Here is a 20660-nt window from a genome sequence, read left to right on the forward strand (position 1 = left end):
GCGACGCCTGAGCCTCCGACCCCTGAGCCGCCGGCCCCGGGCGCGCGGCGGGGGCGCCGGGGGTCACGGCGCGCCCCCGGACCGCCGGCCGCGGACGGACCCGTCGGCGGGCGGACCCCCGGCTCCGAGCGGGACGGCCATCGCGACGACCGTGCCGCGGCCGGGTCGCGAGCGCACGCCGACGGTCCCGCCGACGTCCTCGACCCGGTCGCGCACCGAGCGCGCGAGGCCCAGCGATCCCGCGGGCACGGCCGCGGGGTCGAAGCCGCGGCCGGCGTCGACGACGAGCGCCCGCGCCGTGCACGCGCGGGTCGACCAGACGACGAGGGCCGAGGACGTGCCGGCGTGCCGCACGACGTTGCGCAGGCACTCCCCGACCGCCCCGAGCAGCGCGTCCACGGCCCCGGCCGCCCCCGGCGGCGCGGGCACGGGGGCCGGCGCCCCGCCGTCGTCCTCGCGGCGCACCTGCACGGCCAGGCCCTCCGCGTCCGCCCGCGCGACGAGGCGCGCGAGCCCGGCCGCGAGCCGCTCCGCGGCGTCCTCCTCCGCGGCCTCCGGGCCGGTCGGCGGCCGCACGGGGCCGGCGTCCACGGCGGCGGGTGAGGAGGCCCGCCCGCCGTGGCCGTCCGTCCGTGGCGCCAGCCCGTCCACCGGCCCCCCCGACGCGACGGCCCCGGGACCTCCCGCGCCCGCCGCCGCCCGCCGCGACGCCCCCGCCCCCGCCCGCTCGGCGTCCGGCCCGGCGGCGACGAGCACGGCGAGCGCCTCGGCGGCCAGCTCGCGCGCCGCGCGGGAGCGCTCCGCGTCGGCGGTGACGAGGGCGGCGAGGGTGCCGAGGACGACGTCGTGCAGGCGCGCGTCGAGGCGCCGGCGCGCGGCCGCGAGGTCGCGGGCGACGAGGAGGTCCACGGCGGCGGCGCGCTGGGCGGCCAGCGAGCGCTCGGCCCGCCGCGCGCTGCGGTCGGCGACGAGGAGCGAGACGACGGCGAGGACGGCCGTGACGAGGGGCCCGACGAGGTCGGGTGCGGACAGCCCCGACGCGTGCGCGGAGACGCAGACGACCGCCGCCGCCGCGCCTCCCCCCGCCACGGCGCGCGCGAGCACGGGCCGCACGGGCCCGGGTGCGCCCGCCAGCGACCACAGGACGACCGACGCCGCCGTGGCGAGCACCCGCAGCACCGCGTCGGCCTCGCCCGGCGTGCCGGAGCCGACGAGGACGGGCAGCACGGTGCAGCTGACGAGGCCGACGACCGGCAGCACCGCCAGGGGCAGCGGCCGCAGGAGGTGGACGACGGCGAGCACCAGCCAGGCGGCCGTGGCCGCCGCGGCGGCGACGACGGTCGGGCTGCCGCCGTCGGGCGCCAGCGCCGCCGCGGCGAAGGCCGCGGCCACGACGAGGACCTCGAGCACCACGACGACGGACGTGTAGACGTGCCGCCCGCGCTCGAGACCGCCCTGGACGGGCGTGGGTCGCGGCGCGGGGACGCTCCCCCGGCGGGTCGACCTCGCGCCGGGTCCGCCGGCGGGAGCGGCGGCGGACCCGTCGGCGGGACGGCCGCGGAGCGCCGCCGGGGCGTCGGGCGCCACGTCGGCCTAGCCGGTCCGGGCCGGGCGGCCCCTGGCCCCGGCCGCGGGGTCGGCGCCCGGGCCGAGCGCGCGGGCGAGGGCGTCGACGGCCGCGGCCACGACCGCGGCGGTGTCGGCGAACCCGCCCGCCGGGCCGGCCAGCGGGTCCAGGACGTCGTCGTCCTCGGGGCGCCGGGGCGGGGGCGCCGCCGCGCGCCGCCGCGCGGCGGTGGTGGCCGCCGCGCGCACGCGCGCCGCCGGGTCGCGGCCGGGCACGCGCTCGCCGTCGAGCAGGCGGGCGAGCTCGCGCAGGGTGAAGGTCCAGCGCGCGGCGCGCGGGGCCAGGCGCGCGGCGTCGGCGGCGTGCGCCCGGGTGAGGGCGAGCACGAGGTCGGCGCCCAGCAGGGTGCTCGCGTCGGCGCGGCGCGCGGAGAAGCCGGCGACGGACCCGCCGTGCTCGAGCACGGGGCCCACGGCGCCCGGGGCCATCGGCGCGCCGGGGGCGGCGCGCAGGCCGGCGCTCACGACCTCCGCACCGGGGCCGAGCGCCGGGGCGAGCAGCCGCTCGACCATCGGGGAGCGGCACGTGCCCTCCCCGCACACGGCGACGACGCGCGCGGGCCCGGTCAGCGTGGGGCTCACGGCCCGACCACCGCCGCGAGCAGCTGCACCGGCACGGCGGCCAAGCCCACGGACACGAGCCCGATGGTGCCGGACAGGCGCCGCGAGGTCGCCCGCGGCAGCGCCACGAGCAGGCGGTCCACGGCCCCGACGACGACGGCGAGGGCGACGCCGAGGACGGCGGCCTCCACCGCGCGCACGTCGGGCAGCAGGCCCGCCACGGCGGCGGCCGCCGCGCCGGCGGCCACGAGCGCGAGCGCCCCGGTGAGCCGCTGCGGCCACGGCAGCGCCGTGACGAGCAGCGCGGCGGCGAGGCCGCCCGCCCCCACGAGCACGACGTCCGGCTGGAGCGCGGCGGCCGACAGCCAGCCGGTGGCGAGGCCCGCGACGGCGGCCCCGGCGACGGTGCCGGCCACCGACTCGGCGAGCCGCGGGCGCCCGTCGCGGCGCAGGATCTGGTGGAGGAAGGCGAGGACGACGGAGATCCCGAGCGCCGCGAGCACGGCCTCCGCGGCGCCGGCGGCGCTCGGGTCCGCCAGGGGGCGGGCGCGGCCCTGCGTGCCCCCGAGCACGAGGGCGGCCGTGGCGCCCACCCCGGCGACCGCGACGACGGCGCTCGTGCCCGAGGGCGAGGGCAGCGCGAGCAGGCGGGGCCACCCGAGGCCCACGAGGACGGCCAGCAGGGCCACCAGCGGCGCCACGGCCACGGGGGCCCAGAGCACGGCCGCGGCGAGGGCCGCGGCGACGACGGCGCCGGCGGCGGCGGGCAGGACGCGGATCACCGCCCGGAGCTCCTCACGGCGGGCATCCTCGCAGACGCCCCGACCCTGGCCCCTATCCTCGCCGGTGACCGGGCCGCCCGGGCGGCGCCCCGCGCCCGCCGGGCGCCGCACGCCGCACGGTGAGGAGGTGGTCGTGGCTCAGCTCCTCATGCTGACCAACGCCCTCGCCCCCTCGGCCGAGGTGCTGCCCGCCCTCGGCCTGCTCGCCCACCACGTCCGGGTGCTGCCCGCGGAGCCGTCCGTGCTCGTCGACGCGCCGTCGGCCGACGCCGTCCTCGTCGACGGCCGGCGCGAGCTCGCGGCCGCCCGCTCCCTCACGCGCCTGCTGCGCACCACGGGCGTGTCCTGCCCGCTCCTGCTCGTCCTCACCGAGGGGGGCCTCGCCGCCGTCGCCGCCGACTGGGGCATGGACGACGTCCTCCTCGACTCCGCCGGCCCGGCCGAGGTCGAGGCGCGGCTGCGCCTGGCCACGGGCCGCGCGCGCCTCGCCGACGACGAGGGCGAGGCGAGCGACGAGATCCGCGCGGGCGACGTCGTCGTCGAGGAGTCCACCTACACGGCCCGCGTGCGCGGCCGCGTCCTCGACCTGACCTACAAGGAGTTCGAGCTCCTCAAGCACCTCGCGCAGCACCCGGGCCGCGTCTTCACGCGCGCCCAGCTGCTCCAGGAGGTCTGGGGCTACGACTACTTCGGCGGCACCCGGACGGTCGACGTCCACGTCCGCCGCCTGCGCGCCAAGCTCGGCGCCGACCACGAGCAGCTCATCGGCACCGTCCGCAACGTCGGCTACCGCTTCGTCCCCCCGGCCCGCGACCGCCGCGACGCCGAGCCGCTCGACGCCTGAGGCCGCCGACGGGCGGACCCCCGCCCCGCCCCCTCGATCGCTCCCCGCCGGCACCCGCCCTCCTGCGGTGCGCGTCCTCGCCCCGCCGCCTCCCGCGCCCCCCCGTCCGGGTGATCCCCGCAGCCCCGGTTCGCCGGAACAGTTGCCCGGGGCATATCGTTGCTTCCAGCACGCAACATGGGGAGGCGCGATGATCTCGGCGAGGACCGCCGCGGACCTGCTGGAGGAGGCCCGGGGGCTGCACCGCAGCACCCGGGCGCTGCTGCGCCGACCCGCCTCCGACCGGGCGGGGGCCGCCGCCGAGGCCGTGCTCGCCCTCCTCGCCGAGGCCGGCGAGGTGCGCCCCGGCGCCCTCGCCTGCCGCGTCGGCGCCTCGCCGTCCGTGCTGAGCCGCCAGCTGGCGGACCTGGAGGAGGCCGGCCTCGTCGAGCGCCGCGCGGACCCCGACGACGGCCGCGCGCACCTCGTGCGCACCTCCCCCGACGGGGACGCCCTGCTCGCCGCGACGGCGAGCGCCCGCGCGGAGCGGCTGCGCGGCGTCCTCGACGCGTGGAGCGAGCAGGACGCCCGCGCGGCGCTGGCCTCCCTGGCGCGGCTCCGCCACGACCTCGAGGCGGCGGCGGGCGGCGCCCGCTCCGGCGCCTCCCCCACGGCCCGCGCGACCCCCGACCACCAGCCCCCCGACCACGGCACCTCCCACCGGGAGACCCCCGACCACCGGCACCCGCCGGAGCCCGGCGGACGACGACGTCCTGCGGTGCACCACCCCGACCCGACGACCGCAGCGACCGGCCACCGCGCCGTCCGCGCAGACCAGGAGGTGGGCGCGTGAGCGTCCTGTCCACCCCGAGGACCACGGGCCCCGGCCCCGACGAGCGCCCGGAGGAGCAGCGCCCCGACGGCGCCGCCCCGGCGTCCTCCTCCGCCCCGCCCCCGGCCCCCGGCCCCGGCGGCAGCCCCGCGGGGCCGACGGGCGAGGCGCCCGGCATGACACACCGGCAGGTGCTCGAGGTCCTGGCGGGCCTGCTCGCCGGCCTCTTCACGGCCCTGCTGTCGACGACCATCGTCGCGACGGCCCTGCCGACGATCATCGGTGACCTCGGCGGCACCCAGACCGCCTACACCTGGGTGGTCACGGCGGCGCTGCTCGCCAACGCCGTCTCCACGCCCCTGTGGGGCAAGCTCGCCGACCTCTTCAGCAAGAAGCTCCTCGTCCAGCTCTCGCTCGTCGTCTTCGTCGTCGGCTCGGTGGTCGCCGGCGTCTCCCAGGACGTGTCGCAGCTCATCGCGGCCCGGGTCGTCCAGGGCGTCGGCATGGGCGGCCTGACGGCGCTGGTCGTCGCCATCATCGGGTCGGTCATCCCGCCCCGGCAGCGCGGCCGCTACTCCGGCTACATGGGCGCCGTCATGGCCGTCGCCATGTCCGGCGGGCCGCTCGCCGGCGGCGCCATCGTCGGTGTCGTCAGCTGGCGCTGGACCTTCTTCGCCTGCGTGCCCCTCGCCGTCGTCGCCCTCGTGCTCATCCAGCGCACGCTCGTCCTCGTCGAGAGCAAGCGACGCCCCCGCATCGACTGGCCGGGCGCCGTGCTGCTCTCCACGGGCGTGAGCCTGCTGCTCGTCTGGGTCTCCTTCGTCGGCGACTCCTTCGCCTGGGCCTCCTGGCAGACCGCCGCGATGGTGGGCGGCGGGCTGGCGCTGTGCGCCGCCCTCGTCCTCGTCGAGCAGCGGGCCGCCGAGCCGATCATCCCGCTGGGCGTGCTCAAGGAGCGCACGACGGCGCTGGCCGTCGTCGCGAGCGTCGCCGTCGGCATCGCGCTCTTCGGGTCGAGCGTCTTCCTCGGGCAGTACTTCCAGACCGCCCGCGGCTACAGCGCCTTCGACGCGGGCCTGCTCACGCTGCCGAACGTTGCGGGCTCCCTCGTGGGCACCATCGTCTCCGGACGCCTCATCACCCGCTACGGCCGCTGGAAGCGGTTCCTCGTCGGCGGTGCGCTCATCATGATCACCGGGCTGTCGCTCATGGGCACCGTGGACCACCTCACGCCGCTGTGGCATGTGGGCGTCTTCATCTCCCTCATCGGGCTCGGCACCGGCTGCCTCATGCAGAACACCGTCCTCGCCGTGCAGAACACCGTGGCGCTCAAGGACATCGGCTCGGCCTCGAGCTCGGTCGCCTTCTTCCGCACCCTCGGCGGCACCATCGGCGTCTCCGTGCTCGGCTCGGTGCTCGCCACCCGCGTCGCCGACCTCACCACCCAGGGCCTCGCCGACCTCGGCGTCGTCACGGGCAGCGGCGGCGGCTCCGGCGGCTCCGGCGGCGGCAGCCTCGACCTCGCCGCGCTCCCGGCCCCGGTCGCCGAGGTCGTCCGCGCCTCCTACGGCGACGCCACCGGGCGCATCTTCCTCGTCGCGGCGGCGGTCGCCGTCGTCACGCTCGTGGCCGTCAGCCTCATCCGCGAGGTGCCGCTGCGCACCACCGTGGACGTCGCTCGTCCGGCAGCCGACGCGTCGACCGCCGGCGCCACCGAGGCCCCCGCCGACGGCGGGGCGCCGCTCGGCCGTCACGCCGACCTCGCCGCGCCGGTCGACGCCGCCGACGCGGGGTCGACCGCGGCGGACGACGCCCCCGGCCCCCGGGGACGCCACGCGGCGCCGACGGCCGTGGACCCTGGTCCTGACGGGGACGCCGACGCGGCGGAGCGGCAGCCGAGCACGACGGGCGCCTGAGCGCGGCGCCGCCCGTCGGACGACCCCGACGGGCGGTCCGTCCCTAGGGTGGCTGGCCGTGAGCGACCAGCCCCCCGTCCCTCCCGGTGACGCGCCTCCCCACGGGGCCCGGCCCGGGGACGCCCGGCCCAGCGGCACCGCGGCCCCCGACGGCGTCCACCTCGCCCCGGCCCTCGCGCCGGGCGAGGTGGACGCCGTCCTCGCGCTCGTGGCGGCCGCCGCCCGCGCCGACGGGACGCCGCCGGTCTCCGAGCAGGGCCTGCTGCAGCTGCGCGCGGGCGAGCCGCACCTGCAGCACCTGCTCGCCCGCCGCGACGGGCGCCTCGTCGGCTACGGCCTCCTCGTGCCGGAGCCCGGCGGGGAGGGCGCCGGGTCGGCGGGCGCCCTCGTCGGCGAGCTCGTCGTCGACCCGGCCGCCCGCGGCCGCGGGACCGGGCGGGCGCTGCTCGAGGCGGCCCTCGCGGCGCGCGGCGAGCGGGCGCTGCGCCTGTGGATGCACGGCGACCTGCCCGCCGCCGCGGCGCTGGCCCGGGGGGCGGGCCTCGCGCGCGTGCGCGAGCTCCTCACGATGGAGGCCGACCTCTCCGCGCCCCTGCCCCCGCTCCCGGAGGTCGACGGCGTGCGCCTGCGCTCCTTCGAGCCCGGGCGCGACGAGGAGGCCTGGCTCGCCGTCAACGCGCGGGCCTTCGCCGACCACCCCGAGCAGGGCGCGTGGACCCTCGAGGACGTCCGCGCCCGCGAGGCCGAGCCCTGGTTCGACGCCGCCGGGCTCCTGCTGGCCGAGGACGAGCGCACCGGCGCGCTGCTCGGCTCGCACTGGACGAAGACGACGCCCGCGGATGACGAGCTCGGGGGCGGAGCCGCCGAGGAGGGGGCCGCGCCGGTCGGCGAGGTCTACGTCGTCGGCGTCGACCCCTCCGCCCAGGGCCGGGGCGTCGGGCGCCTCGTCACCCTCGCCGGGCTGCACCACCTGCGGGGCCGGGGCGTGCGCCGCGTCGAGCTCTACGTGGAGGCCGACAACGCGGCGGCGCTCGCCGTCTACCGTCGGCTCGGCTTCGAGCGCTCCGGCGCGGACGTCGTCGTCGAGGCGCCGGCGACCGCGGCGACCGCGGGGCGCCCGTGAGCGCGGGCCGCCGCGAGCGCCGCCGGCGACGTCAGCAGCGCGCCGGGTCGCCCGCCGCACCGGCCCGGCCGGCCGCCGCACCACCTCGACCGGCCCCCTCGCCGCCGTCCGCGCCCCCGTCCGCGGAGGCGCCGACCGGGGGGGCCGGTGGCACCATGAGGGAGGTGACCACGTCGACCGACCAGGGCCCCGGCGCGACCGCCACCAGCGGCGAGGGCCTCGCCGCCCGACCCGACGCCGCGGCGGAGCTCGACGACGGCGCCCGCGCGGGCGCCTCCCGGACGCTCGACACGGAGACGGCCGCCCACCTCGGCGACGCGGCGCCCATGCCCGTCCCGGGCGCCGCCGCCGGCGACGACGAGCCGCTGCCCGACGACCGGTTCCTCGACCGCGAGCTGTCGTGGCTCGCCTTCAACGACCGGGTGCTGCAGCTCGCGGAGGACGACGACCTCCCCCTGCTCGAGCGGGCCCGCTTCCTCGCCATCTTCGCCTCGAACCTCGACGAGTTCTTCATGGTCCGCGTGGCCGGCCTCAAGCGCCGCATCGCCACGGGCCTCGCCGTCACGGCCGCCTCGGGGCTGCAGCCGCGGGAGGTGCTCTCGCAGATCTCCCGCCGCGCCCACGAGCTCATGGAGCGCCACGCGCGCGTGCACTCCGAGGTCGTCCGCCCCCGGCTCGTGGACGCGGGGATCCGCCTCGTGCGCTGGGAGGAGCTCGACGACGAGGAGCGCGCCGGCCTCGGGACCTTCTTCTCGCGCCAGGTCTTCCCCGTGCTCACGCCGCTGGCGGTCGACCCGGCGCACCCCTTCCCCTACATCTCGGGGCTCTCGCTCAACCTCGCCGTCGTCGCGCGCAACCCCTCGACGGGCACCGAGCACTTCGCCCGCGTCAAGGTGCCGCCGCTGCTGCCCCGGCTGGTCCCGGTGGACGACGACGACGACGCCGGCGCGCGCGGCGCTCCGGCGTCCGTACGCTTCCTGCCGCTCGAGGAGCTCATCGGCGCCCACCTCGACCAGCTCTTCCCGGGCATGACCGTGGTCGCCAGCTCGGCGTTCCGCGTCACCCGCAACGAGGACCTCGAGGTCGAGGAGGACGACGCCGAGAACATCCTCCAGGCGCTGGAGAAGGAGCTGCTGCGGCGGCGCTTCGGCCCGCCCGTCCGCCTCGAGGTCGCCGACGACACCGACGAGCACGTGCGCGAGCTCCTCGTGCGCGAGCTGGGCGTGCGCGGCAGCGAGGTCTACGAGCTGCCCGCCCCCCTCGACCTGCGGTGCCTCAACGCCGTCGCCGACCTCGACCGGCCGGAGCTGCACTACCCGAAGGCCGTCTCCCGCACGCACCACCTGCTCACCGACGGGCGCGAGACCGCTTCTCCCGGCGACGTCTTCACCGCCGTGCGCAAGCACGACATCCTCCTGCACCACCCCTACGACGCCTTCTCGACGAGCGTCCAGGAGTTCCTGCAGCAGGCGGCGGCCGACCCGGACGTCCTCGCGATCAAGCAGACCCTGTACCGCACGAGCGGGGACTCCCCGATCGTCGACGCGCTCATCGACGCCGCCGACGCCGGCAAGCAGGTCGTCGCCCTCGTGGAGATCAAGGCGCGCTTCGACGAGCAGGCCAACATCTCGTGGGCCCGCAAGCTCGAGCAGGCCGGCGTCCACGTCGTCTACGGCATCGTGGGCCTCAAGACGCACGCCAAGCTCTGCCTCGTCGTGCGCCAGGAGCGCGACGGGCTGCGCCGCTACTGCCACATCGGCACGGGCAACTACAACCCGAAGACGGCGCGGCTCTACGAGGACATGGGGCTGCTCACCGCGGACGAGACCGTCGGCGAAGACGTCACCAAGCTCTTCAACCAGCTGTCGGGGTACGCGCCCCGCACGACCTTCTCGCGGCTGCTCGTGGCGCCCCGCTCCCTGCGCGCGGGCCTCGTCGAGCGCATCGAGCGGGAGGTCGAGCACCACCGCGCCGGCCGGCCGGCGGAGGTGATGGTCAAGGTCAACTCGATGGTCGACGAGACCGTCATCGACGCGCTCTACCGCGCCTCGCGCGCCGGGGTGCCCGTCACCGTCGTCGTCCGCGGCATCTGCGCCCTGCGGCCGGGCATCCCCGGGCTCTCGGAGACGGTGCGCGTGCGCTCCGTGCTCGGGCGCTACCTCGAGCACAGCCGCATCTTCGCCTTCGCGGCCGGCGGCACCCCCGAGGTGTGGATCGGGAGCGCCGACATGATGCACCGCAACCTCGACCGCCGCGTCGAGGCGCTGGTGAAGATCGACGACGGCGCCGAGGTCGCCGAGCTGCTCGAGTACCTCGAGCTCCAGGCGGACGACGGCACGGCGTCCTGGCACCTCGGGCCCGACGGCACGTGGGAGCGCCACAGCCACGACGCCGACGGGAAGCGCCTGCTGGACGTGCAGCAGCACCTGCTGGAGCGGCGGCACGCCCCCGCCGGGCGGTCCTGAGCCCGCAGGGCGCGCCGCCCCCGGGCGGGGGGAGGCCGGCGCCCCGTCCTTCCCCGCCGCCCGCCCCGCGGCCCGCTCCGCCGCCGGGTCGGCGGGCCGCCCCCCGGCCGCCGGCGCCGCACGGGGCCACCGGGTCCCCCCGCCCGCCCTCGGCCCCGGCGGGAGCCGGGCCGCCGGGGTGGCAGCATCGGCGGATGGACCCCGCGCCCCGACCCCGCCCGGGACCCGACCGAGGACGAGCCCCCCTCGCGGCGGTGCCCCCGCCCGCGCCGCGGACGAGCACGCCCCCGGCGGCGAGAAGCGCTGCGCCGCAGCCGCACCCGCTCCGGGGCAGCACCGACGACGCGGCCTCCGCCGAGCCCGACGGCCCCTCGGCCGGCCGCACGGACCCGGTGCGCGCCGCCGGCGCCCTCGTGTGGCGGGTCCGCTCGGGGCGCCTGCAGGTCGCGCTCGTGCACCGGCCGGCCTACGACGACTGGTCCTTCCCCAAGGGCAAGCTCGACCCGGGCGAGTCCGCCGTGGCCGCGGCCGTGCGCGAGGTGGCCGAGGAGACCGGGCTGCGCGTCGTGCTCGGGCAGCCGCTGCCCGCGGCGCGGTACGTCCTCGGCGGCAGCGGCGACCGCGTCGTCAAGCACGTGGCCTACTGGGCCGCACCGGCTCCCGCCGGCGGCCTGCCGCGCCCGCCGCGCCCCCGGGAGGTCGACCGGACCGAGTGGGTGGACGTCGACGAGGCGAACCGCCGGCTCACGCGCCGGGGCGACCAGGTGCAGCTGCGCGCGCTCGCGGCGCTCCACGAGGACGGCTGCCTCGACACGTGGGCCCTCATCGTCGTGCGCCACGGGCACGCCCGCCCCACCACCGTGTGGGCCCACGACGAGGCCGACCGCCCCCTCGTGGCCTCCGGCCGCCGCGAGGCGAAGCAGCTCGTGCCGCTGCTCGCCGCGCGGGGGCCGGCGCGCGTCGTCTCGAGCCCCTGGGAGCGCTGCCTGCAGACCGTGCGGCCCTTCGTCGAGGACTCCGGGGTCGGCCTGCGCACCAAGGGCCGGCTCACGGAGTCGGCGCACCGCCGCGACCCCGACAAGGTGGCGCGCTACGTCGGCCACCTCGTCGACAAGGGCCGGCCCGTCGTCGTCTGCACGCACCGCCCCGTTCTCGGCACCCTGCTCGGGGCCCTGGCCGGGCGTGCGGCGGCCGGCACCGGGGCGGGCGCCGCCATCCCCGCCACGGACCCCTTCCTCGCCCCCGGGGAGGCGCTGGTGGCCCACGTCTCGCGGCGCTCGGGGCGCGTCGTCGCCGTCGAGCGGCACGCTCCCCAGCCGTGAGCGGCGCCTCTTCCGGACCAGGCCGTCCCGTGGGAGGCTCGTCGCCCGCTTTCGTCGCTGTGCGTGGTCGACGCGTCGGAGCGTGGTCGACCTGCGGCACCTCGGGCCTCCGGCCACGCGTCGTTCACCCCTGGTTCACCGTCGCCCAGGGGTCCTGACACCTGCCCTCCCTACCGTCCGGGACGTCGGCGGGGATCCCCCTGCCGCCCGACGGCCCACCGGCCGCCCTTCGACGAGAGGCCCTTCCCTGATGCGCAGCTCCACCACGCGCGCGGCCCGCGCCGCCCTCGCGACCACGTCGGCCGCGGCCCTCGCGCTCACCCTCGCCGCCTGCAGCGCCAGCAACGAGCCCGGCAGCGGCTCCGGCGGCGGCTCGACCGGCGGGAGCACCTCCGGCGGAGACGCGGCGAGCACCATCAACGGTGCCGGCGCGAGCACCCAGCAGGCCGCGTTCCAGGCCTGGTCGGTCAACTTCCAGGAGGCCGAGGGTACGGCGGTCAACTACCAGCCCGTCGGCTCGGGCGACGGCCGCACCCAGTTCCTGTCCGGCGGCGTCGACTTCGCCGGCTCCGACGCCTACCTGGACGACGAGGAGTTGGCGGAGGCCGACGAGCGCTGCACCGACGGCGCCATCGACCTGCCGGTGTACGTCTCCCCCATCGCCATCGCCTACAACCTCGAGGGTGTCGAGGACCTGCAGCTCTCCCCCGCCGTCCTCGCCGGGATCATGGCGCAGGACATCACCACGTGGGACGACCCGGCCATCGCCGAGCTCAACCCCGACGCCGAGCTGCCGGCAGAGCCCATCACCCCCGTCAACCGCTCGGACGACTCCGGGACGACGGAGAACTTCACCGAGTACCTCGACGCCGCCGCGCCCGACGCGTGGACCTACGGCGTCGTCGAGACCTGGCCCGTCGCGGGCGGCGAGGCCGCTCAGGGCACGGCCGGCGTCGTCCAGGCGGTCTCCAACGGCAGCGGCACCATCGGCTACGCCGACGCGAGCCAGGTCGAGAGCAGCGGCCTGTCCGCGGCCACGATCCAGGTGGGCGGGGAGTTCGTCGGCCCGACGCCCGAGGCCGCGGCCGCCATCCTCGACAACTCGACGCGCGTCGAGGGCCGCCCCGAGGGCGACATCGCCATCGACCTCGACCGCACGACCGCGGAGGCGGGCACGTACCCGATCGTCCTCGTCAGCTACCAGATCGCCTGCAAGGGCTACGAGGACCCGGCCGTCGGCGAGGCCGTCGCCGCCTTCATCGGCTACGTCGCCTCGGAGGAGGGCCAGCAGGCCGCTGCGGAGCAGGCCGGCAACGCGCCCATCTCCGAGCAGCTCCGCTCCGACATCATGGACTCGCTCGAGCTCGTGACCGGTAGCTGAGGAGCGCCACCCAGGTGACCACCACCACGCCCGCCCTCACGGGCAGCCGCCGCCGTCCCGGGGACAAGGTCTTCTCCGGGACGGCGGCGGCGAGCGCCGTCCTCATCCTCGTCGTCCTCGCCGGCGTCGCCCTGTTCCTCCTCGCCGAGGCGTACCCGGCCCTCGTCGCGCCCTCGGGGAACATCTCGGGCGGCGAAGGGCTGGTCGTCTACCTGTGGCCCATCCTCTTCGGCACGCTCATCACGGCGGTCCTCGCGATGGTCCTCGCGGTGCCCGTCGCCGTCGGCATCGCCCTGTTCATCTCCCACTACGCCCCCCGCCGGCTGTCGCAGGCGCTCGGCTACGTCGTCGACCTGCTCGCCGCGGTCCCGAGCATCGTCTACGGCTTCTGGGGAGTGCAGGTCCTGGCTCTCGCCCTCGTGCCGCTCTACCAGTGGCTCGCCGAGAACCTCGGCTGGATCCCCCTCTTCGCCGGCCCCGCCTCCTCGACAGGACGGACGATCCTCACGGCGTCCCTCGTCCTCGCGGTGATGATCCTGCCGATCGTCTCGGCGCTCTCGCGCGAGGTCTTCCTCCAGACCCCGCGGCTCCACGAGGAGGCCGCCCTCGCGCTGGGAGCGACCCGCTGGGAGATGATCAAGTACGCGGTCATCCCGTACGGGCGCTCGGGCGTCATCAGCGCCTCGATGCTCGGCCTCGGCCGAGCGCTCGGCGAGACGATGGCGGTGACGCTGGTGCTGTCGGCCTCCGGCGGCGTGAGCTTCAACCTCATCAACTCCGGCAACCCGCCGACCATCGCGGCGGAGATCGCCCTCAACTTCCCCGAGGCGACGGGGCTCCGCCTGGCCGAGCTCATCGCCGCTGGCCTGCTGCTCTTCGTGCTCACCTTCGCCGTCAACTTCGCAGCGCGCGCCATGGTCACCCGGCAGAAGGGCGGATCCTCCTGATGGCCTCGCAGACCCCGACCGGGACCGACCAGCGCGAGCCCGGGACCCCCGACGTCGACGCTCTGTCTCGCTACCAGCCCCCCTCGCTGGCTGCCTCCATGCACGGTTCCCTGCCGCGCTGGGCCGGCCCCGCCGCCGCGGGGCTCGCACTCCTGGTGGCGGCGGCGCTCGTCGCGGTGACGGACCTGCACGTCGCCCTGGCCGTGATCATCGGGGCGGTGGTGGGCATCGCCGCGTTCGTCGTGGCGTCCCGGGTGGTCGAGGGCGAGCGCGCCGCGACCGACCGCTTCGTCACGGCGCTCGTGACGACGGCCTTCGTCGTCGCACTGCTGCCGCTGGTGTCCGTGGTCTGGACGACCGTCTCCCGGGGCATGGCGCGCTTCGACGCCGCCTTCTTCACCCAGTCCATGTACGGGGTCATCGGTGAGGGCGGTGGGGCCTACCACGCCATCATGGGGACGCTCATCGTCACGGGCGTCGCCACCCTGATCTCCGTCCCCATCGGCACCATGACGGCGATCTACCTCGTCGAGTACGGGGGCGACAACCGCCTGTCCAGGGTGGTCACCTTCCTCGTCGACGTGATGACGGGCATCCCGTCCATCGTCGCCGGGCTCTTCTCCCTGGCCCTCTTCACGCTGATCTTCGGACCGGGCCTGCGGATCGGCATCATGGGGTCCGTCGCGCTGTCCGTGCTGATGATCCCCATCGTCGTGCGGGCCGTCGAGGAGATGCTGCGCATCGTCCCCGCGCGCCTGCGCGAGTCGAGCTACGCCCTCGGCGTCCCGAAGTGGCGGACCATCGTCAAGGTCGTGCTTCCCACCGCCGCCTCCGGGATCGCGAGCGGCGTCGTCATCGCGGTCGCCCGCGTCATGGGCGAGACGGCCCCCCTGCTCGTCACGGTCGGCTTGACGGCGTCGACGAACCTCAACCCCTTCGAGGGGCGCATGCCCGTCCTGCCGGTCTTCGCCTACTACCAGATCACGGCGCCCGGCATCCCCGCCCAGGCCTTCATCGACCGGGCGTGGACCAGCGCGCTGCTCCTCATCATCTTCGTGATGGTCCTCAACGTGGCCGCGCGCGTGCTGGCCCGCGCCCTGGCGCCCAAGACCCGCTGAGAGGCAGCATGAGCATCTTCACCAGGCCCGCCCGCACCGAGCAGCAGGACTCAGGCGGCCGCGACCGGCCCACCCCCCGATCCGCAGGAGCAGTCATGAGCCGCCAGATCGACGTCTCCGACCTCGACATCTACTACGGCTCCTTCCTCGCGGTCGAGAAGGTCACGATGGAGATCAAGCCGCGGAGCATCACGGCGCTCATCGGGCCCTCCGGCTGCGGCAAGTCGACCTTCCTGCGCTCCCTCAACCGCATGCACGAGGTCATCCCCGGCGCCCGCGTCGAGGGCAAGGTCGTCCTCGACGGCCAGGACCTCTACGGGCCCGGCGTCGACCCGGTGGCCGTCCGGCGCTCCGTCGGCATGGTCTTCCAGAACCCCAACCCGTTCCCGACGATGTCGATCTACGACAACGTCCTCGCGGGCATGCGCCTCAACAACAAGCGCCTCAAGCGCTCGGAGGCCGACGCGGTCGTCGAGCACTCGCTGCGGGGCGCCAACCTCTGGAAGGAGGTCCAGGACCGCCTGGACCGCCCCGGCGCCGGCCTGTCCGGCGGCCAGCAGCAGCGCCTGTGCATCGCCCGCGCCATCGCGGTGCAGCCCCAGGTGCTCCTCATGGACGAGCCCTGCTCCGCGCTCGACCCCATCTCCACCCTCGCGATCGAGGACCTCATGGGGGAGCTGAAGAAGGAGTACACGATCGTCATCGTGACCCACAACATGCAGCAGGCCTCGCGGGTCTCCGACCGCACCGGCTTCTTCAACATCGAGGGCACCGGCAAGCCCGGCAAGCTCGTCGAGATGGACGCCACCGACACGATCTTCTCCAACCCGTCGGTCAAGGCGACGGAGGACTACGTGAGCGGCCGCTTCGGCTGACTCGCCCTGCCCGCCCCACCCCCGAGCAGGGCCCGACGCCACGCGCGTCGGGCCCTGCTCGCGTCGGAGGCCACGTCCGCGGCTCACGACCGGAGGCGCGTCCGGCCGGGGCCGTCAGCCGCGGGAGAGGAGCAGCAGCGCCTCGTGCGCGAGCCAGGCCAGGGCGCCCGCCGCCGGCACGGTGGCCACCCAGGCGGCGACGACGCGGCCCAGCACGCGCCAGCGCACCCGCCGCACCCCGGGCACCGCCCCCGCGCCCACGACGGCCGAGGTGATGGACAGCGACGTCGACACCGGCGCCCGCAGCACCACGGCGGCGGAGTGGAGCAGCAGCGCCGTCGTCGCCTGGGCGGCGAGCGCGGCCGTCGGCGACAGCGGCACGAGGCGCTCCCCCACCGTCCGGACGATCCGCCGCCCGCCCACGAGCACGCCCGCGGCCAGGGCGAGCGCCACGACGACGACCGTCCAGGCGGGCCGCCCGCCGAGGGCGTCGGCGGGGACGCCGACGCCGGACGCCACGAGGCCGGTGACGACGACGGCGGCCGTCCGCTGGGCGTCGAGGACGCCCGAGCCCACCGCCGTCGCCGCGGCCGCCACGACCTGCGCCGTCCGGAGGCGGCGGTGCGCGCGCGCCGGCATGACCCCGCGCAGCAGCCACAGCAGGGCGAGCACGAGGGCCGCCGCGACGAGGGCGCCGGCCACGACGACGCCGAGGCCGGGCAGCACGACGCCGTCGAGGAGGGCGCCCCAGCGCACGGCGCCGTCCGGCGCGGCGAGGGCGGCGCCCGCCAGCCCGCCGAACAGCGCCTGGGTCGTCGAGGTCGGCACGCCCCAGCGCCACGTGAGGAGGTTCCAGGCCACCGACCCGAGGAGGGTGGCGAGCACGAGGCGCAGGCCGTCGTCGCCCACCGGCACGACGGCGGCGTCGGGGACGCCGACGACGAGGAACGAGCTGCCGAGCAGCCCACCGAGCAGCACGAAGGAGGAGGCCACGGCCAGCGCCACCCGCGGCGGGAGGGCGCGGGTGGCCACGGAGGTGGCGACGACGCCCGCCGCGCTGTGGACGCCGTTCGTCACGGCGAAGGCCAGCGCGGCCACGACGACGGCGACGAGGAGGACGACCACCGGCTCAGGGGTCCACGAGCGCGATGACCTCGACGACGTGCGCGAGCCGCTCGAACGCGCCGGCGGAGCGCTGGAGGGCGTCGGCCACGTCGCGCAGGCGCAGCGCCCGGCGCAGGTCGCCGTCGTCGAGGAGCTCCGAGCGCAGGCGCAGCAGGAGGGCGCACGCGCGGTTCTCGAGGCGGTTGACCTCGACCCAGTACTCCGCGAGGCGGTCCGCGGCGTCGACGTCCGCCATCGCCCGCCGGGTCAGCTCGGCGAGGCGCACGAGCAGCGGGGCCACGTCGAGGAAGGCCGGCGGCAGGGGCGCCGGACCCTGCGCGGCGACGAGCTGGCCGGCCAGGGCCATCTCGTCGACGCAGGTGTCGAGGGCCTGCGCCAGCGCGTGCACGTCGCGGCGCGCGAAGGGCGGGGAGAAGGTCGAGGTGAGGCGCCGGGAGACGAGGTGCACCTGGTCGTCGGCGGCCCGCTCGGCCTCCTGCAGCGCCTCGAGGGCCCGGTCGCGCTCGGGGGGCGCCGACGCGAGCACCTCGGCGAGCAGCTCCGCGCCGCGGTGGACGTGCTCGGCGAGGCCGACGAAGAGGGCGGCGAAGCGGGGCTCGCGCGGGAGCAGGCGCACGCGCACGGGTCCTCCTCCTCCGGTCCGGGCCGGACGGACGCCCGACGAGCGGGCGTCAGGCTAGGGCACCGCGCCGAGGGCCGCGGCGCCCCGCTCACCCGCTCGCGTCGGCGCCCTCGGGCCTGCGCGAGCCGCCGCGGCGCACCGGCGGGACGCCGAGCGCCGCGTCGATCTCGTCGTCGGTGAGGGAGCCGTCCTTCTCGGACGCGGCGACGACGACGGCGCCGTACAGCTCGATCTCGTCGGCCAGGGCCGCATCGCCCAGGCTGCCGGTCCCCGGGGTCGGGTCGAGGGCGCCCGTCCGCGCGGACCGGCCCACGCCCGCCCGCACCCGCGCCGGTGCCCGGTGCTGCTCCACGCGCCTCTCCCGCTCTCCCCCGTACCGCCTCGGTGCCGGGTGCGGCGTCGGAGGACGCCGCACCCTGGGGCCGGCGGGTCCCCCCGGTCCGCCGGGCGCGCGCCGCCCCGGGGACCGGGGCGCCGAGCGCTGGCGGCACCGTACGCCGGAGCCGGTCGCGCCGTGGCCCACTCCGGGCGAGTCCTCGTCGGGTGCGCGCGGACGGCACCGGCGCACCGGTCGCGTCCGCGTCATCGGGCCGCGGCCGCGGGCAGGGCCACCCGGAAGGCGGTGCGCCCGGGCGCGGACTCGACGTCGACCGTCCCGCCGTGCGCGGTCACGACGGCGCGGGCGATGGCGAGGCCGAGGCCGGTGCTGCCGGCGGCGCGCGAGCGGGAGGTGTCCGCGCGGGCGAAGCGCTCGAACACCTCCGGGAGGACGGCCGGGTCGACGCCCGGGCCGTCGTCCTCGACGACGACCTCGACCTCGCCGGGGCGCGCGCGCACGCGTGCGGTGACGGTGGTGCCCGGCGGGGTGTGCGTGCGCGCGTTGGCGAGCAGGGCGGCGAGCACCTGCTGCAGCCGGGCGGCGTCGCCGCGGACCGCCAGGGACGCCGCGCCGCCGGCGTCCTCGTCCGCGGGCCCCTCCTGCTCGTCGGCCCCCTCCTCCTCGGCCGGCCCCGGCAGGTCCAGCCGCCAGCGGTGGTCGGGGGCGGTGACGCGCGCGTCGCTCACGGCGTCGACGACGAGCAGGGGCAGCTCGACGACCTCGCGCTCGAGGGGGCGACCGGCGTCGAGGCGCGCGAGGAGCAGCAGGTCCTCGACGAGCCCGGACATGCGGGTCGCCTGGCTCTCCACGCGCTCGAGGGCGTGGGCGACCTCGGGCGGCAGGTCGGCCTCGTGGCGGCGGGCCAGCTCGGCGTACCCGCGGACGGAGGCCAGCGGCGTGCGCAGCTCGTGGCTGGCGTCGGCGACGAACTGGCGGACCTGCGTCTCGCTGCGGTGCCGGGCCGAGAGCGCGGCGGCGACGTGCACGAGCAGCCGGTCCAGGGCGGCGCCGACCTGGCCCACCTCGGTGCGCGGGTCGGTGTCGCGCTCCGGCACGCGCACCGCGAGGTCGACCTCGCCGCGGTCCAGCGGCAGGCCGGACACGCGGGTGGCCGTGGCCGCGACGCGCCGCAGCGGCGCGAGCCCGCGGGCGAGGACGGCGCGGCTCGCGAGGACGGCGGCCACGATGCCGAGGGCGGCCAGCAGCAGCGCCGCCACGGCGAGCTGGCTGACCACCGTCGTCGTCTCGGCCAGCGGCTGGCCCACGACGACGCCGCCGTCGCCCGCGCTCGCGGTGACCACCCGGTAGTCGCCGCGCCCCGGCACGTCCACGGTGGACGGCTCCGGGCCCGCCCGCCCGAGCGCGGCGGCCTGCTCGTCGGTCCAGACGTCGAGCCGCGGGACGCCGCCGGTGCCGGCGAGGGACGCCGCCCGCACCGCCCCGTCCTCGACGCGCGCGCCGACCGAGCCGACGGGCAGGCCGACGAGCAGGAAGCCGAGCCCCTCCCTCGCCTCCTCACCGGCGGGGCCGCCCTGCGACGGCCCACCGGGCGGCCCCCCGGGGCGCGCGCCCAGCACCCCGGCGCTCTGCGCGGCCTGGCTAACCACCTGGGCGTCCACCCGGTCGACGAGGACGTGGTGGACGACGAGCAGCGTCAGCCCGCCCGTCGTGAGCAGGACGACGACGAGGACGGCGCCGACGCCGGCCAGCAGCCGGGCGCGCAGGGAGCGGGTGCGACGCACGGACCGGCCCGCCGCCTCAGGCCCCGACCGCAGCGGGCGGGTCCGCGGCCGCGGGCTTGAGGACGTAGCCGGCGCCGCGCAGGGTGTGGATCATCGGCGCCCGGCCGGCGTCGATCTTGCGCCGCAGGTACGAGACGTAGAGCTCGACGACGTTGGCCTGGCCGCCGAAGTCGTACCGCCACACGCGGTCGAGGATCTGCGCCTTGGACAGCACCCGGCGCGGGTTGCGCATGAGGTAGCGGAGCAGCTCGAACTCCGTCGCCGTGAGGCGCACCTCGGCGCCGGCGCGGGTGACCTCGTGGCTGTCCTCGTCGAGCACGAGGTCCCCCACGACGAGGACCCCGTCCGGGGCGGAGGCGTGCGCCGCCGTCCGGCGCAGCAGCCCCCGCAGCCGCGCGACGAGCTCCTCGAGGCTGAACGGCTTGGTGACGTAGTCGTCGCCGCCCGCCGTCAGCCCTGCGACGCGGTCCTCGACGGCGTCCTTCGCCGTGAGGAAGAGCACCGGGACGTCCTCGGCGGCGTCGGCCCGCAGGCGGCGGAGCACCTCGAGGCCGTCGAGGTCGGGGAGCATGACGTCGAGCACGACGGCGTCGGGGCGCCAGCTGCGCGCCTCGCGCAGCGCCTGCGCGCCGTCCGGGGCCGTCCGCACCTCCCAGCCCTCGTACTTCAGCGCCATCGCCAGCAGCTCGGTGAGGTTCTGCTCGTCGTCGACGACGAGGACGCGCAGCGGGCTGCCGTCGAGGCGCTGCATCGGCCGGTGGGCGGGGGCGGCGGTCATGGACCGAGCGTGCTCCCCCCGGCTCGCCCGCAGCCGGGTGCCGGCTGTGAGCCTCCTGTGCGTGCGGCCGGGAGGACAGGCGCCGAGTCCGACGTCGGGGCTCGAGTCCGACGTCCGGCCGGGACGTCACGGCTCCGGGCCGTCGCGACGTCGGACTCGGCGTGCGACGTCGGACTCGGCGGACCTCGGAGGGGCGTCGGACGGCGGGCCCCGGACCCGTGGGGCCCGCCCCGGGGGGGGGAC

General features: G+C 77.6%; 18 protein-coding genes. 10 read left to right on the forward strand and 8 right to left on the reverse strand.

Translation table 11 applies throughout. The features are described 5' to 3' along the window. Window positions 1-63: 63 nt before the first annotated feature. Genes WDV85_RS03430 through WDV85_RS03440 form a run of 3 tightly spaced genes read right to left on the reverse strand, consistent with a single transcriptional unit; the run spans window position 64 to window position 2969 of the window. Entirely contained in the window at window positions 64-1587 is a 1524-nt protein-coding gene (locus WDV85_RS03430; RefSeq protein ID WP_339569279.1) for a sensor histidine kinase, read from the reverse strand. Window positions 1588-1593: 6 nt separating this feature from the next. Next, window positions 1594-2208 (reverse strand): arsenate reductase/protein-tyrosine-phosphatase family protein, encoded by a 615-nt coding sequence (locus WDV85_RS03435; RefSeq protein ID WP_339569280.1) that lies wholly within the window; start codon window positions 2206-2208, stop codon window positions 1594-1596. After that, complete coding sequence (locus WDV85_RS03440; RefSeq protein WP_339569281.1) at window positions 2205-2969, reverse strand: hypothetical protein; 765 nt, start codon at window positions 2967-2969, stop codon at window positions 2205-2207. The genes WDV85_RS03435 and WDV85_RS03440 overlap by 4 nt, the downstream gene beginning before the upstream one ends. A 133-nt stretch (window positions 2970-3102) precedes the next feature. On the opposite strand from WDV85_RS03440, the gene WDV85_RS03445 reads away from it, so the two are divergent. The 10 genes from WDV85_RS03445 (at window position 3103) to pstB (ending at window position 15771) form a co-directional block, all read left to right on the forward strand. Beyond that, a complete protein-coding gene (locus WDV85_RS03445; RefSeq protein WP_298802025.1) occupies window positions 3103-3813 on the forward strand; it encodes a response regulator transcription factor in 711 nt (236 codons plus the stop codon). 190 nt (window positions 3814-4003) lie between these two features. Further along, complete coding sequence (locus WDV85_RS03450; protein WP_339569282.1) at window positions 4004-4645, forward strand: MarR family winged helix-turn-helix transcriptional regulator; 642 nt, start codon at window positions 4004-4006, stop codon at window positions 4643-4645. Window positions 4646-4800: 155 nt separating this feature from the next. Beyond that, window positions 4801-6540 carry an MFS transporter gene (locus WDV85_RS03455; RefSeq protein ID WP_445263189.1) on the forward strand — a complete coding sequence of 580 codons (1740 nt, stop codon included), beginning with the start codon at window positions 4801-4803 and terminating at the stop codon, window positions 6538-6540. 58 nt (window positions 6541-6598) lie between these two features. Then, a complete protein-coding gene (gene mshD, locus WDV85_RS03460; RefSeq protein ID WP_339569284.1) occupies window positions 6599-7663 on the forward strand; it encodes a mycothiol synthase in 1065 nt (354 codons plus the stop codon). Between the two features lie 326 nt (window positions 7664-7989). Further along, on the forward strand, window positions 7990-10128 hold the full coding sequence (locus WDV85_RS03465; RefSeq protein ID WP_445263190.1) for an RNA degradosome polyphosphate kinase: 2139 nt from the start codon (window positions 7990-7992) through the stop codon (window positions 10126-10128). Window positions 10129-10382: 254 nt separating this feature from the next. Beyond that, window positions 10383-11450, forward strand: a complete 1068-nt coding sequence (locus tag WDV85_RS03470; protein ID WP_339569286.1) for an NUDIX hydrolase — start codon at window positions 10383-10385, stop codon at window positions 11448-11450. Between the two features lie 250 nt (window positions 11451-11700). Continuing rightward, entirely contained in the window at window positions 11701-12831 is a 1131-nt protein-coding gene (pstS, locus tag WDV85_RS03475; protein WP_339569287.1) for a phosphate ABC transporter substrate-binding protein PstS, read from the forward strand. 14 nt (window positions 12832-12845) lie between these two features. Further along, window positions 12846-13778, forward strand: a complete 933-nt coding sequence (gene pstC / locus WDV85_RS03480; protein ID WP_339569288.1) for a phosphate ABC transporter permease subunit PstC — start codon at window positions 12846-12848, stop codon at window positions 13776-13778. Between the two features lie 98 nt (window positions 13779-13876). Beyond that, complete coding sequence (gene pstA, locus WDV85_RS03485; protein ID WP_339569289.1) at window positions 13877-14896, forward strand: phosphate ABC transporter permease PstA; 1020 nt, start codon at window positions 13877-13879, stop codon at window positions 14894-14896. 95 nt (window positions 14897-14991) lie between these two features. Beyond that, window positions 14992-15771: a phosphate ABC transporter ATP-binding protein PstB gene (gene pstB, locus WDV85_RS03490; protein WP_171202746.1), complete on the forward strand. Its 780-nt coding sequence runs from the start codon at window positions 14992-14994 to the stop codon at window positions 15769-15771. Window positions 15772-15885: 114 nt separating this feature from the next. Here the strand turns inward: pstB and WDV85_RS03495 are convergent, their stop codons facing one another. The 5 genes from WDV85_RS03495 to WDV85_RS03515 form a co-directional block, all read right to left on the reverse strand. After that, window positions 15886-16896: an inorganic phosphate transporter gene (locus WDV85_RS03495; RefSeq protein ID WP_339569290.1), complete on the reverse strand. Its 1011-nt coding sequence runs from the start codon at window positions 16894-16896 to the stop codon at window positions 15886-15888. Window positions 16897-16900: 4 nt separating this feature from the next. Beyond that, window positions 16901-17518 (reverse strand): DUF47 domain-containing protein, encoded by a 618-nt coding sequence (locus WDV85_RS03500; RefSeq protein WP_339569291.1) that lies wholly within the window; start codon window positions 17516-17518, stop codon window positions 16901-16903. Window positions 17519-17606: 88 nt separating this feature from the next. Beyond that, window positions 17607-17870: a hypothetical protein gene (locus WDV85_RS03505; protein WP_339569292.1), complete on the reverse strand. Its 264-nt coding sequence runs from the start codon at window positions 17868-17870 to the stop codon at window positions 17607-17609. Window positions 17871-18100: 230 nt separating this feature from the next. Further along, entirely contained in the window at window positions 18101-19639 is a 1539-nt protein-coding gene (locus tag WDV85_RS03510) for a sensor histidine kinase (RefSeq protein WP_339569293.1), read from the reverse strand. 16 nt (window positions 19640-19655) lie between these two features. Beyond that, the gene (locus WDV85_RS03515; protein WP_339569294.1) at window positions 19656-20417 is read right to left on the reverse strand and encodes a response regulator transcription factor; all 762 of its coding nucleotides are present in this window, start codon (window positions 20415-20417) and stop codon (window positions 19656-19658) included. Window positions 20418-20660: the final 243 nt, after the last annotated feature.

The organism is Pseudokineococcus sp. 5B2Z-1, assembly GCF_037482305.1.
GTDB lineage: Bacteria > Actinomycetota > Actinomycetes > Actinomycetales > Quadrisphaeraceae > Pseudokineococcus.

Coding starts and splice junctions, on each gene's coding strand:
- WDV85_RS03450 (WP_339569282.1), top strand. CDS start 4,004: ATGATCTCGGCGAGGACCGCCGCGGACCTGCTGGAGGAGGCCCGGGGG.
- WDV85_RS03455 (WP_445263189.1), top strand. CDS start 4,801: ATGACACACCGGCAGGTGCTCGAGGTCCTGGCGGGCCTGCTCGCCGGC.
- WDV85_RS03465 (WP_445263190.1), top strand. CDS start 7,990: ATGCCCGTCCCGGGCGCCGCCGCCGGCGACGACGAGCCGCTGCCCGAC.
- pstS (WP_339569287.1), top strand. CDS start 11,701: ATGCGCAGCTCCACCACGCGCGCGGCCCGCGCCGCCCTCGCGACCACG.
- pstA (WP_339569289.1), top strand. CDS start 13,877: ATGCACGGTTCCCTGCCGCGCTGGGCCGGCCCCGCCGCCGCGGGGCTC.
- pstB (WP_171202746.1), top strand. CDS start 14,992: ATGAGCCGCCAGATCGACGTCTCCGACCTCGACATCTACTACGGCTCC.
- WDV85_RS03515 (WP_339569294.1), bottom strand. CDS start 20,417: ATGACCGCCGCCCCCGCCCACCGGCCGATGCAGCGCCTCGACGGCAGC.